Below are 13,410 nucleotides of genomic sequence, written 5' to 3'. Positions count from 1 at the left end.
AGGACACGACCGGATGCCACTTGAACCGGCGGCCATCACGGGTGGGGCGATGAGAGGGGCGAATGGGACAGCGGAGTCTCCGGGCAGGCCGCTCACAGCCTTCCCCCTCCTCTTCGTGGACCGCTTCCTGGGCTACGGCAGGGCTCAAAACTGGACTGCGAGAGACTCTCGATGAGCCGGCCCGCAAACGCCGGGATTCCCTGACCGACCGGTGTCGGAGCGAGCAACACACCCAAGGCCAGCACGATGACGACCGTGCACTTCTCGTCCAGCCGGCTCCTCGCCTCGGTCCGACGGCGCAGCCGCAGCACCACGATGACGACGAGCAGCAACGTCACGTTGATCGTCAGCACCCGCTCATGCGCTGCTCGACCCGACCGCGTCGCCCTCGCCGCCGAGCAGCTACTCAGCACTCTGACCGCCGTGGAGAACACCACGTGCCTGGAGGCCACTGGAGGCATTCGGTCGGGCCGCCAACGCGGCCACCGCGCCGCACCCTTCCTGGTGGCACGCCACCGGGCCACGCGTGCGAGCCGACCGTGACGGGCCTTTCGCAGCGGAACACCGCGCGCCCGGTTGCCCGGACGCCGCAGGCGCGGCGCTCGCACCTGAGCCCGGTGCGAGGAACCGTGCCCCGGCTGAGAGGGCGGGTCGGGCCTCACCGCCACCCGGGCATCCCGGACCGCAGGCGTATCCCCGGATCTGACGGGTGGATTGCCATGTGGCTCCTGGTCGCCGTGTTCACCGCCGCGCTGATCGGAGTCCTTGCCGAACCGGGCCAAACACGTCGGCCGACACTGACCGCGCTCACTCCCGTAACCGGCGCCGTCCTGGCACCAGCCCAGTACAACGCCGGCACACTCCCCGCCCGAGCCCGAGACGCAGGCCGTGCCATCGCCCGCTGCGCGGAAGGCGTCCGGTGCGGCTCCCCGCTTGTGGAATCAGGACGAATACATGTCCATCATGACAGGTCAGCGCCCGTTTTCGTAGGACGGAACGCACAGTTCGCAAGGCTTGTCCGGTCCGAGCCCCGCCACTCAGAATCTCCTTCGTGCGTCATCCGCAGACAGGGGGAATGGTGACAATCGATCACGATGCGGTGCTTCGGGCCCGCGTGCTGCTGCTCGGGTCCGGACAGCCGAGCCGGGCCGCACTGGCCGACGCGTACCGGGTTCTGGCCGAGGTGAGTCCAAAGGCGTACATGCCGAAGTTGGTCGACGCCCTGCTTGCGCTGCACTACGAGAGCCGGGATCCGAAGGCGGACCTCGCGCTTGCCGCCGAAGCTTCCCGGGCCGCCCGCAGGATCGAGGCCGGGGAACCGAACCGGACGGAGCGGTTGCACCGGGCCCTGGACGCCTATCAGGCTTCCTTGTTCGCCCTCGGGCGCAGAGGGGAAGGGCGCGCAATCTGTGAGGAGCTGGCCGAGGCCGGCCGAAGCGAGCCCTTGGCGAGAGTTCTGGCCGAGGAGGGTTGCTTCAAGGAGGCCGCGAAGGTCGACGAAGAGGCTGCCCGGAACGGAATCCCGGAGCGCTCCTTCTGGAGCATGGTCCGGTGGGCGGCGAACCTGGAGGGCGCCGGGCTGCACGACGCCGCATCAGCCGTCTTCCGTGAACTCCTTGAGGAGACCCGGCGCAAGGCAGCCGAACAGCGCACCGCTCTGGCGATACTCACCTGGGAGTTGGTCCACTTCTCACGGATGCGGGAAGCCGTCGGGGACGAGGCGAGTGCTACGGCCTCCCGGCGTGAGGCCCTGAGTGTCCTCAAGGAACTCGCGACCACGGGCGAGCCGAAGACCTGGAGTTGCATCCTCGGATGGTGGAGGACGCTCTTCATCCTCTCGGGGCGGGCAGCCGAACCCGCCGCGAGCCCCGAGTCCCCGATGCCACCGTTCGGCACGGAGCTGCGATGGTCGCGCAGCGTGAGGGACGGTTTCCTCGGCATGCTGCCGGGCCTCGAAGAAGAGGCGGCGAGACTGCGCGAGGCCGATCGGCTGCCGGAACTGGTCGACGTCCAACGCAGGATCAGCATCCGCGCGGCCGTCCGCGACGGCGACCACCCCTACCTGTTCAAGGACCGGTTCACACCGTACTTCGACGAAGGCGTGACACTCGCCCGCCGCCTCCCCGACAACCACGCACGCCTCGCCCGAGCCCTCACCGACCGGTCGATGTTCCTCGTCGCGGCACGATCCTTCGAACCCGCACACGCCGACTTCGCCGAAGCAGTCGCCCTGCTCCACCATCACTGATCGTGCCACCCCGTCGCCACGTCGCCCGGGCACGACGACACAGTCCAGGCACTCTTCCTCGGATCATGCTCGGAACCGGATGATGCGGCCGCGCGTGTGACCGTGCCGAGGCAGACGCAGGCACGTGTCTCGCAGAGCGAGTGGCGACAGCCCGGAAGCCCTTGAGGCGGTTGACAGCCCGTCCGACGGTATTGCGATTCTTGTAGCGCTCGCGCCGTCGAAGCTGAGGGGCCGGCCGCCTCGGGAGCCCCGGTCCTTGCGGTGTCATTACTGGTCAAGGCGCTCTGGGACAGTGTGCTGGATGGCGTGCTGGATGCCGCGTCGTCACAGGCACGGCGGTCTTCCGGGACGTGTACGCCTTGTCCGCCAGAACGTGACCAGGTCGAGTACGGGGCCAACCGACGCCGGTGCGGGGCACCCAGGCCTTCCCCGGCACGCCCTCGAGTCGAGGGCCCTCACCGTGGTGACCTGGCGTCAGGACAAAGACGAAAGCCCGGCATCGGCCTTCGGCTGCAAGGTGGATTTTGGTGGTCAAGCCCCCTCCGGAACGCCCCAAACACACTCACCGATCCGACCACCCCGGTCAACCGCCCCGCCAGCCTTCGCAACACCGGACCAACCTGATACGTCCCCCAGTCACTCCCCTTTTTGAGGGCCCGCGACCGCTGGCACCTTCCTCGCACCGGCGGCATGCGGATACGTCCCTATCGCGGCCGAGCCCACCCACACGTCCCAACCGATCCGGCCCACAGCACCCTCGGCAGCCTGAATACGGGACAGCAGCATGATCCATGCTCCATCCGCCGACCAGCAGCGATACCGTCTACAGACGGTCTCCCACAGCACGAATCTCTCAGGCAGATCCCGCCGCGCCACTGGACCCCGGCCCGCACCCGGCACTCGGCATACTCGCCAGCTGGACCAGCACCTCCGCCACCGCGCCGGAACAGACCCAACAGACCCACAACCCGCCCAGCTGATCTCAGCCGGAGGCAACCGGATCACGCAGGCGCAGCGCCACTTTCACCACGGCTCCGGCCACGACCGGAGTCCGGCTGTCACATGGGGGCTGCGGCTACCTCCGCAGTGCGCGGGCCGGGCTCCGTCACCCGGAGGGACAAGCCCAGATCAAGGCGGCTGTTCATGTCCGGATCGAGACAACCGTACGGATTCGCATAGGTCAGCACAGCGGCGACAGCGCCCTGCGGTCCGCGCCGGTGAGCTTGTCCGCCCGCTTCCGGCCCGCACCCGATGTGCGCGCGGGCCGGAGCCACCGCGCGCGAAGCCACCCCCTTGGCCTCTCCGCGGTCTGACGCTCAGCCCGATTGGCATCCGCTTGCTGGGCCGGTCCTCGGCGTATCCAGAGACGGGACAACCGGCAAACCGAGGTCGGCCCGTCAGCCCCTCTCGGCGTCTCCCGCTCCGTCCTCTACACAGAGGTACCCGAGCTGGACGGATCGCTATGACCGACTCCGGCAAGCCGCACAACAGGCACAGGCACAGCTCACCGACCCGGTCTCATCGGATGCCTTGCCTCCCTGCCCACGTGCCGGCGCCGTGGAGGCACATCCGCCTCTGCGCCGAAGGGTTTTCGCGGTCGGGCTGCCGCCGTTCCGGCCCGGCGGTCGGACTGCCGAGCCGGAACAGCGCCGGGTGGAGGTGGGCGGTCTCGCCCGGATCGGATGTGGACGGTCCGGCCCGCCCGGGCTCATGGTCGGCGCACTCACTCTTTCCGGTAACGAAGACCGCATCACCGTCACGTCTTTCCCCCAACACGGTTACGTAGAAGCACTCATTGAGCCAGGCCCGGGACCGACGGGCCGCAGCAGACAGGTGACGGAAATGCGAACCGAGGCCGCCAAGCGAGTCGAGCTGGTCTTCTCCCTCTTCGACGCCAATGGCAACGGAGTCATCGACTCCGACGACTTCGACCTCATGACGGGCCGTGTCCTGGAAGCGGCGGCCGCATCGGACGACGGTGCCAGGGCCGCCGTCCGGGCCGCGTTCCGCCGCTACTGGACGACGCTGGCCACGGAACTGGACGCCAACGGCGACGGTGTGATCACCCTCGACGAGTTCCGTCCATTCGTGCTCGACCCTGAGCGCTTCGGTCCCACGATCACCGAGTTCGCCGAGGCACTCTCCACAGTCGGCGACCCCGACAGGGACGGCCTGATCGAGCGCCCGCTCTTCGTGTCGCTGATGACGGCGATCGGCTTCGAGGAGGCGAACATCCACGCGCTCTTCGACGCCTTCGCCCCGGACGCCGAGGACCGCATCACCGTGGCTACGTGGGCCACCGGCATCGAGGACTACTACGCGCCGGACATGGCCGGGATCCCGGGCGACCATCTGGTGGCCGCCCGGGTCTGACACGGCCCGTCAGCGGCTGTCCCGGGACACTGGCCCTCGTTGGTCGTGGAATGCCGCTCGCCGTCCCGGGCAGGCGGCGACCGCTAAAACGCGACCGGGCCACCGCCTCCGCCGGGACGCCTCCCACCGCGCGGGGCCCGCGGCACGGCCCCGCCCTCAACTCCCGTACTGACGGACGGCCGTTCACGATCACGGCGAAACCCCGGGCCAGGGGCAGGCCCTGTGCGGGCGTCATGGCCGGGGCTTGTGCGCGAACACCCACCGGTTTCCCTCCAGCGCGTCGTTCGGCTCGGGAAGAGGGCCGCGCCGGAGCCGACGGGTGAAGTCGAAAGGCGTGTGCATCGAGGTGGACCAGCCCTTGGCCGCCAGATCCCCCGCGGAGTCGGGTCGGGGTCCCTTGTCGAAAAGACGGAGCAGGTCAATGCCGATCTCTTCACGCGTCACCGTGTAGATCGGGCTGTCGTGGTACGCCAGCAGGTCCTTCTCCAGCTTCGCCTCGAAGGCCAGAGCACTGCCGCCGGCGGTCAGCCTGTCCACCGTGTCAATGAGGTAGGTCTCGGCGGGGCCCGGCAGGTAGAAGAGGAGTCCCTCGGCCAGCCAGACACTCGGCACCGCCGCGTCGAAGCCCGCGCGGGTCAGCGCGGTGACCCAGCCCGCGCGCAGATCAACCGGTACGGCGACGCGCTTCACCTTCGGGGAAGCCGACAGATCCGTGAGCACCCGCTGCTTGAAGGCCAGCACGCCCGCTCTGTCCACCTCGAAAACCACCAAGTCGGACGGCCAGTCCAGACGAAAGGCACGAGTGTCCAACCCCGCCCCCAGCAAGACCACTTGACGGGCGTCCGCACGGACCGACCCGAGAAGGAAGTCGTCGAGGACCCTGGTCCGCAGGCCGAAGTAACGGGCGAACCGCCCCCACAGCGGACTGTCGTCCCCGTCCGGAACCTGTTCGATCCGTACGGGCCAGCCCGCGCAGGCCGGGGCGGCGCGCACGAAGTGTTCCGCGTAGGCGTCCTGGGCCAGGCTGTCGTGGCGGTGGGTCTCCACCGCCCTTGCCGCGGCGACCAGGAGAGCGGTCAGGCCCACACCTCCCTCCACGCCATCCACGTCTGTCCGCTGCGGCGCCAAGCCTGCCATGTTTCCTCCGTCGAGTGGGAAGTGTGAAATGTCTGCTGCCGGAACGGGACCGCGGCCGCGGTGCCGCGTGCCTCGCTCATCGGTTTGATCCCTCCGGGAGCAGAACGGGTTTGACCACACGGCCCGCGTCACAGTCGCGTTCGGCCTCGTTGATGCCGCTCAGCGGGTAGGTGCGGACCAGCTGGTCAAAGGGGAAACGGCCGGCCCGCCACAGCCCGGTCAGCCGGGGAATCAGCAGCCCGGGCACAGCATCCCCTTCACAGATGTGACGGATGCTACGGCCACGGTCGAGCGTGCCCGGTTCGAGCGACAGCGCGGCGGGCAGACGCGCCACCAGACCGAGACTGCCGGTGGGACGCAGCGCCTGGAGCGCGTCGTTGATGAGCGGGACCGAGGCCGTGGTGTCCAGGGCGTACTGCGCGCCGCCATCGGTCAGCCGCCGGATTCGTCCGGGCAGCCCGGCCGTTCCGGCGGGCAGCGGGATCGCACCGAACCGCTCGGCCAGAGCGAGCCGTTGGGGATACCGGTCGACGGCCACGGTCACAACACCGGCTGCGGTGGCCGCCATCACCGCGGCCAAACCCACGGCTCCGGCGCCGAGGACCGTCAGTGTGTCGCCGGGGCCCGCACCGAAGGTGTTCAGCACCGCTCCGGCACCGGTCAGGAAGCCGCAGCCGAGGGGCCCGAGCAGTTCGAGCGGCAGCCCGGGGTCGACCCGGACCGCGTTACGGGCAGGGACCAGCGCGTACTCCGCGAACGAGGACTGGCCGAACCAACGCGGAGCCAGCGCCTTCCCGGCCGCATCCGTGAACCGCGGCGGTTCCTCCTCACGTCCTCCGAAAAGGTTGAGGGAGGCGAAGGAATCGCAGTAGGCGGGAGCCGCGCCGAGGCAGTTCCGGCAGCCTCCGCAGGAGTCGAAACTCAGCACAACGTGGTCACCCACACTGATCGCGGCCTCAGAGCCGCCGCCCGTACACACCACGACCCCGGCGCCCTCGTGACCGAGGACGGCCGGCAGCGGACTGCGACCGGCGGACCGGCGAACCGCCAGATCCGTCCGGCACATCCCGGAACCCGCGATCTCGACCAGGATCTCGCCGGCCGCGGGCTCCGTCCGCAGGGCCACCTCCTCGACCGTGAACGGGCCGTCGTACGAACGCAGCACAGCCGCCCGGAACCTCCTCATCACGCCTCCCGCGGACGGTGGACGACAAACGGCCGGAGATTGCCGTAAAACCCCCACGGCCCGCCCGCCACACCGACACCACTGTCCTTGACACCTGCGAAAGGCTGAGCGAGAGACAGTTCCGCATGGTGGTTGATCCAGGCCGTACCGCATTCGAGCCGGTCGGCGACCGCCCCGGCCCGGTCGAGATCGGTACCCCATACGGAACCGCCCAGTCCGAAGCCCGTACCGTTCGCCGCGTCAACGGCCTCGTCGACGCTCCCGTACGGCAGAACCGGCAGAACCGGCCCGAACTGCTCATCGGCCACCACAGGACTGCCGGGCGGGACGTCGGTGAGAATCGTAGGAGCGAAAAAGTACCCCGGCCCGTCCAGCCGGTGACCGCCGGACGCCGCCCGGGCACCGTCCGCCAGAGCCCGCTCCGTAACCTGTACGACCCGGGCCAGCTGCGGAGCGTTGTTGACCGGTCCCAGCCGGCTCTCCGGGTCGAGACCGGACCCGACAGCGACGGTCTTCGCACGCTGGGCGAGGGCTTCGACGACCTCCGCGTGGAGCCGGGCCGGAACGTAAACACGTTTGACCGCCATACAGACCTGCCCGCAGTTACGGAACGCCCCCCAGAACAACCGGTCCGCGATCCCGTCCACGTCGACGTCATCCAGCAGAATGGCGGCGTCGTTGCCGCCCAGCTCCAGAGTGACCCGGGCCAGCGAGACCCCCGCCGCTCCGGCGACGGCCCGCCCGGTGGACACCGAACCAGTGAAAGTGACATGCCGAATCCCCGAATGGGACACGAGCCGGGCACCGAGCGGTTCGCGGCCGGTGACAACGGTCAGTACATCCTCCGGCAGAGCGGAGGCGAGGACGGAGCCGAGCAGCCGGGTGGCGAGCGGAGTGAACGGCGACGGTTTGAGGACCACGGTGTTGCCCGCCGCGAGCGCGGGCGCGAACTTCGCCGCCGCGAGCTGGAGCGGAAAATTCCACGGCACAATCGCGGCGACGGGACCGAGGCTGCGCCAGCGGATCTCGCTGTGCACGGGCCGGCCGTCGTCGATCCGGCGGGTCCGGGGGGCCAGGCCGGCGAAGTAGCGCAGGCGGGCCGCGGTACGGGCCACCTCCGCGTACGACTCGGCCAGGGGCTTGCCCTGTTCCCGGGTGAGCAACCGGGCCAGGCCGTCAGCGGCCCCCTCCACGGCGTCGGCCGCACCGCGCAACGCGGCGGTGCGGGCAACGGGGTCGGCGCGCCAGCCCCGCCAGGCACGCTCCGCGCGGGCGACCACATCGTCCAGCTCGCCCGGCTGCTGATCGAGAACCTCGTCAAAGGTCTCCCCGGTGGCCGGGTCGACAACGGACAAACGTACGGCCCGGCGTCCGCGGACGCTGCCGGCCTCAGGCGTCGGCATGCCGGCGGTCAGTTCACGGCGGGGACGCCGACGGCGTACTCCCGGGCCTGCCGGTCCATTTCCGCCCGGAAAGCGGCCACCAGACGCGGCCGAATCCGGCCCGCGTTACGGTCGCCGCCCTCGCAGACCGCTCCCCGCACGCCCACGATGTCCGTACCCATACGAGTCAGCGGACCGAGATCGGCCTGCGTGACACTGCCCGCCAGCGCCGCCAGCAGACCGGAGCCGTGGGCCAGCCGTACGAACTCGGCACAGACCTCCGGAGGAACATGGTCGAACAACCGCGTCCCGTCCTTGATGGCGGTGTCGAGCATGGCCGCGTCGGCACCGGAGCGAGCCGCGATATCGGGCACGGCGAGCGGGTTGACGCAGCCGATGCGGTGGGCATCGGCGTAACCGGAGGCGACGACGAGCGCGTCGGGACGGTGGTCCTTCACCGCCCGGACGACAGCACGCATGACCTCAATGCCCTGATCGGGCGTCGTGCACCCGTAGAGCCCGACCTTGATGTACGTGGCACCGGACACCACCGCACCCAGTGCGGCCTGCGCCACCGTGCCAGGCTTGTACGGCACATCACCCACCGTGGCGGACACCGGCTTGTCCGCCGGAACCACGTCACGAATCTCCCTGATGACCCAGGGAAAGTTGGCCCCGAGCGATCCCTCGTCGGGCTTCTTGACGTCGACGATGTCGAGGTGCTCCGCCGCCTTCGCGCAATCGAGGGCTTCCTCGACACTGTCCGGAGAAATGAGAAGCAACACCGTTGAGCTCCTTCCACCGCGATACCCACCTGGCCGAGGGACAGGGGCGGGGACCGCCTGGTTCATGTGAGGTGTGCTCATCATTTCTGTCACCCGAGGGAACCGGTAGAGCGCGCAGAGTTACCATGGGGCGCTCACGTTCACACGCAGCGCGCCGTGCATACCGGGGCGAACCCGCCCCACTGGCAACGTTCCGCCCGGCTGGTTTCCCCCTCCCGAACTGCTTCCGCCGTGGTGCACGACAGCTGACGCCCCGATCCGAGCATGCCAACAGCCGTGCGGGACGATCATGATCGTGACACCAGGACGGGCCCGCACCGCTTCGAACCATCGCTCCCTGTAACACGCATCCCGCACCATCAGCTCATTCGAGGCCATGGAACAGGCGCGTCCCGCCGCCAACTCGCCTACGTCCTGTGGTCATTGGCCGTCACCGGACTGGCGGTCATGACGGGAGCGCTGCTCTCCGACGACAGCTGATACGCGCACACCGCCCGGAACTGCTCTTCGGCTTCAGCCCGGCGACCGGTACCCGTCCCCTGGCATGCCCCTCCACCCGGTGAGCGCGCAAGCGGTCATCCCCGTTCCCGCTCTCGCATGCCTGTTGCCCGCCCCTCGCCGTCCCACTGGATTTCCATGACAGCCGCGACAGCATCGCGGTTGATCAGGCCGAACACATGCGGAAACACGACATCCGCGTCGACCCCGGGCGGTGGTACCGGGACCGCCTGCTCCCACTCCACGCGGGAGGCGAGGCGCTCCTCGTCGAGGAGCAGCACCAGGAGCGGCTTGGGCGCGTCGCGGTAGAAGGCGTTCACGACGGCCAGGGTGGTCGCTTCATCGGGGGAACAGTGGACGAAGCCTTCCTGCGCGAGGGAAGCAGGTCCGTACGGTTCCTCGGGAAGGGCATTCCAGTCAGTGGCGGTCACAACGTGATGGATCATGGTGCGTTTATACCGCAGGAGGGGTGGAGGGCGGCTGTCGCGGTGGCCCTGCGGGCCAGGGTCCGGCGAAGGGGGTCGGGAACGAAACCGCCTGCCACTGCCCGGCCGCGTGACGGGTTGTCCCGGTCCGGGAGCGACGCTCGCCCGGCGAAGGCCGGGGACAGGGGAGGCGGCGTTCGCACGTCACGCGCCTTGGAGGCGGTCCATCGCAGCAGTGGACCGCCTCCGAGGTCTCAGAGTGCGAACTTCTCGGCCAGGCGGCGGGCTTCGGCGTGAGCCTCTGTCATCGATGTCTTGTGGAGGTCGATGAGAGAGGCCATTTCGGGAACCACCGGCGCCAGCGTCAACTGGGGCTTGATCGCGTGGATCTCAAGGCCGAGGGTCCCCGGGCCCATGGCGGTTTCGAGTGTGGGCAGCAGATGATCCATGCCGTGGTTCGGGGTTCCGGGTTCGTACGATCCGCCCCGGGCGGAGACCACGACGGCGGGGCGTCCGGCCGCCGGCGGGCCGTCCGGAAGGACGATCGCCCGGCCCACGACCACGACCTGGTCAAGCCATGCCTTGAAGGTCGATGGCATCGTGTAGTTGTACAGGGGAACGGTGAAGAGGTACGCGCTCGCGCCGAGGAACTCCTCGATCAGTTCGTCCTGGACGAGGAGGGCCGCGGCCTCTTCGGGGGTGTGCTTGGACGGATCGGCGAGCCGGGCCGATACGCCCGCGGCGGTGATGTGCGGTGCCGGGGTGACGGCCAGGTCGCGGTACACGACGTCGCCCTGCCAGGTGTCCCGGAACGATCGTGCGACCTGGCGCGAGAGCGATTCGGCGTCGAAGGCGGTGGAGTCGAGGTGAAGCAAGTAGGACATGTTTTTCTCTCAACGATCAGTGGATGAAGTGCGCTGGGGCGTCACCCATCCTCCGGCCGAGCGTCCGGACTGGCATGTGCCCAGTAACCTGATTACCATTCGTAACCATGGACGCCACCAGCGAGACGCAGCACGGCCGGCTTCAGATCACCGAGGCCGAGTGCGCGATGTTTCAGAACGCGGTCGAGCTGGTGGGCGGGAAGTGGAACGGTGCGATCCTGCTCGCGCTCGGCCGGGGCGCCACGCGATTCACCGAGATCCGGGCGGAGGTCGACGGCATCTCGGCGCGCCTGCTCGCCGCCCGCCTGCGGCTGCTCGAAGGCCATGCCCTGGTGGTCCGGGAAGTCATCGCATCACATCCCGTACAGATCAGATACACGCTGAGTCAGAGCGGTAGCGAACTGGTACGGGTGCTCATCCCCCTGGTCCCCTGGGGATCCCGCTGGGGCATCACCGCTGACGGACGTTGAGTCGCGTCACCTCCTCCTTGTCTCGTGCAGTGCGCAGGGCGGCCGGGTGAGGACCGGCCGCCCTGTCCCGGTGATGGCCCGGTCGGGTCACAGGGGTTTGGTCCAGGGGGCGTCGGAGCGTGCGGGCGCGAACGTGGCGGCGGTGGCGGCGGCCAGCAGCAGCGACGCGAACAGCAGCGGCAGGGCGGGACCACCGTGCAGGACCGCGACAGCGCCGCCGATGGCTCCGGCGCACATGGCCCCCGCGGAAAGCAGGCGCCGGCCGGCCCTGCCGCCTCCCGCTCCCCCGGCCGCGCGGCTGTCCGAAGCGACGCCGGTGAGGGTGAGTGTCAGTACGGTCGTGGTCAGGTCGGGTACGGCAAGCTCGCGGGCGGCGGCGTTCTGCACGCCCATGGCGAGTCCCAGCAGCGTGATCAGCCCGTACAGGACGGCGCCGGTGTACGGGGCGGTGGCGGCCTGGGCGATGACATAGGCGGCAAGGACCAGCACGGTCTCCAGGACAAGGGCCCGGTGAAGCATCCGTCCGCGGTGGGCCTGCGTACGGTGGGCGATACGGCCGCCGAGCAGGGCACCCACGGCGAACACGGCGAGGGCCGTGAGCGAGGCGGCGAGCGAGAAGCCGGGCGTACCGGCGACCGCGAAGCCGGAGAAGACGACGTTGCCGGTCATATTGGCAACGAAGACATGGCCGAGGGCGAGATAGCTGAAGGCGTCGACGAGACCGGTCACCACAGTCAGGGCGAGCATCAGCGGCGGGAGCGGTCCGTGCCGGTCCGTCGGGTCGGGGACGACTGTGGTCCACGCGTCGTGCAGCACGCCCGCCATGAAGCGCTCCCTTTCACCTGGGCGAACCGGGAGGGCTCGTGCTCTTCCGGCAGCCGACCAGTTGCTTCCACCGTGCGACGGGACCGTCGTTCCGTCCAATAGACGGACAGTGATCAGTGATCGGCAGGACAGCTCACCGCCGGGCCACTCCTGAGGGACAACGGGTGTGGTCGATGCCCGGCGAGCACGCGGCCGGGCCGTATCGGCCGCGCCATCGGCGAGTGGTGCGAGAGCCACGCCGGGTAACACCGTGGATCCGGCCGAGCCAAGGGCGCGGAGGCCAGTGTGCCGGGCGCGGCCGTCACCGGTCGTACGCGAGCCGGGCGGTGCGGGGTACGGGGCCGAAGGCGCCGGAGTGGAAGTCGGTGAACGCCCGGGTGATCTCGGTCTTGGTGTTCATCACGAACGGGCCGCCGACGGCGACCGGTTCGCGCAGCGGCGTACCGCTGTAGACCATGACGCGGGCGGGCTCGCCGGGGTCGACGGCCCCGAGGTGCAGCGTGGTGGGCGCCGGGCCGGTGGCGGGGTCGGACCAGCCGGTCTGTCCGGCACGCAGTTCGCGTCCGGCGACAAGCAGGCGCCCGTCCATCACATGGGCGAAAAGGCGGTGTTCCGGGGGCACATGGAGGTCGTAGGAGGCTTCCGGGTCGAGCGTGGCGACGATGCCCTGGACCGGGTGGTGGGTGTCGGCGGCGCCGGTGACGCCGTCGACCGTACCGGCGTGCACATCGATACGTACGCCGGGCGCTGTCACACGCGGCATGGCCGCCTTGGTGAGGTCCTGGTACCGCGACGGTGTCATCTTCTTCCGGGCAGGCAGGTTGAGCCACATCTGGAGTACATGCGCGCGTTCGTCACGGTAGGCGAGTTCGCGGTGGATGATGCCGCGCCCCGCGGTCATCCACTGTACTTCGCCGGCCTCCAGGGCTCCCGTGTGGCCCAGGTTGTCACCGTGTTCGAGAACGCCGTCGATGACCGTGGTGACGGTCTCCAGACCCCGATGGGGGTGCCATGCGAAGCCCGGCGTGGAGAACCGGTCCTCCACCAGGGCGAGGAAGGGATCGGTCAGGGCCGGATCGGTCGGCACGAAGACAAGCGCCTTGTCGTCGACCTGTGCGTCGGGGCCCAGTCGCTGTTTGTCGGTGATGCGGGTCAGGGTCCGCTGACCCGCGAACGGTGTGGTCATGATGCCGCTCC

General features: G+C 69.4%; 12 protein-coding genes. 3 read left to right on the top strand and 9 right to left on the bottom strand.

Annotation, left to right across the window (positions count from 1 at the left end):
• Positions 1-92 precede the first annotated feature (92 nt).
• A complete protein-coding gene (locus tag DVK44_RS36025; protein ID WP_114664753.1) occupies positions 93-353 on the bottom strand; it encodes a hypothetical protein in 261 nt (86 codons plus the stop codon).
• 722 nt (positions 354-1,075) lie between these two features.
• Here DVK44_RS36025 and DVK44_RS36020 point away from each other — a divergent pair.
• On the top strand, positions 1,076-2,248 hold the full coding sequence (locus DVK44_RS36020; RefSeq protein ID WP_114664752.1) for a hypothetical protein: 1,173 nt from the start codon (positions 1,076-1,078) through the stop codon (positions 2,246-2,248).
• A gap of 1,842 nt (positions 2,249-4,090) precedes the next feature.
• On the top strand, positions 4,091-4,621 hold the full coding sequence (locus DVK44_RS36015; protein WP_114664751.1) for an EF-hand domain-containing protein: 531 nt from the start codon (positions 4,091-4,093) through the stop codon (positions 4,619-4,621).
• Positions 4,622-4,852: 231 nt separating this feature from the next.
• Here DVK44_RS36015 and DVK44_RS36010 read toward each other — a convergent pair whose 3' ends face one another.
• From DVK44_RS36010 to DVK44_RS35985, 6 genes are all read right to left on the bottom strand, one after another.
• Positions 4,853-5,758: an SAM-dependent methyltransferase gene (locus tag DVK44_RS36010; RefSeq protein WP_114664750.1), complete on the bottom strand. Its 906-nt coding sequence runs from the start codon at positions 5,756-5,758 to the stop codon at positions 4,853-4,855.
• Between the two features lie 76 nt (positions 5,759-5,834).
• A complete protein-coding gene (locus DVK44_RS36005; protein ID WP_114664749.1) occupies positions 5,835-6,944 on the bottom strand; it encodes an NAD(P)-dependent alcohol dehydrogenase in 1,110 nt (369 codons plus the stop codon).
• Positions 6,944-8,347 (bottom strand): aldehyde dehydrogenase family protein, encoded by a 1,404-nt coding sequence (locus DVK44_RS36000; protein ID WP_114664748.1) that lies wholly within the window; start codon positions 8,345-8,347, stop codon positions 6,944-6,946. The genes DVK44_RS36005 and DVK44_RS36000 overlap by 1 nt, the downstream gene beginning before the upstream one ends.
• A gap of 8 nt (positions 8,348-8,355) precedes the next feature.
• A complete protein-coding gene (locus DVK44_RS35995) occupies positions 8,356-9,111 on the bottom strand; it encodes a (5-formylfuran-3-yl)methyl phosphate synthase (protein ID WP_114664747.1) in 756 nt (251 codons plus the stop codon).
• 575 nt (positions 9,112-9,686) lie between these two features.
• Complete coding sequence (locus tag DVK44_RS35990; RefSeq protein WP_114664746.1) at positions 9,687-10,055, bottom strand: DUF952 domain-containing protein; 369 nt, start codon at positions 10,053-10,055, stop codon at positions 9,687-9,689.
• A gap of 233 nt (positions 10,056-10,288) precedes the next feature.
• Positions 10,289-10,918 carry an FMN-dependent NADH-azoreductase gene (locus DVK44_RS35985; protein WP_114664745.1) on the bottom strand — a complete coding sequence of 210 codons (630 nt, stop codon included), beginning with the start codon at positions 10,916-10,918 and terminating at the stop codon, positions 10,289-10,291.
• A gap of 107 nt (positions 10,919-11,025) precedes the next feature.
• On the opposite strand from DVK44_RS35985, the gene DVK44_RS35980 reads away from it, so the two are divergent.
• Positions 11,026-11,388 (top strand): winged helix-turn-helix transcriptional regulator, encoded by a 363-nt coding sequence (locus DVK44_RS35980; protein ID WP_114664744.1) that lies wholly within the window; start codon positions 11,026-11,028, stop codon positions 11,386-11,388.
• An 87-nt stretch (positions 11,389-11,475) separates the two neighbouring features.
• Here the strand turns inward: DVK44_RS35980 and DVK44_RS35975 are convergent, their stop codons facing one another.
• Both DVK44_RS35975 and DVK44_RS35970 read right to left on the bottom strand, forming a co-directional pair.
• Positions 11,476-12,213: a YoaK family protein gene (locus tag DVK44_RS35975; RefSeq protein ID WP_114664743.1), complete on the bottom strand. Its 738-nt coding sequence runs from the start codon at positions 12,211-12,213 to the stop codon at positions 11,476-11,478.
• Between the two features lie 301 nt (positions 12,214-12,514).
• Positions 12,515-13,399: a pirin family protein gene (locus DVK44_RS35970; protein WP_114664742.1), complete on the bottom strand. Its 885-nt coding sequence runs from the start codon at positions 13,397-13,399 to the stop codon at positions 12,515-12,517.
• Positions 13,400-13,410 lie beyond the last annotated feature (11 nt).

This window comes from Streptomyces paludis (genome assembly GCF_003344965.1).
Taxonomy (GTDB): domain Bacteria; phylum Actinomycetota; class Actinomycetes; order Streptomycetales; family Streptomycetaceae; genus Streptomyces; species Streptomyces paludis.
The sequence above is the reverse complement of the archived record's forward strand: the minus strand, read 5'-3'. Positions and strand labels throughout refer to the sequence as shown.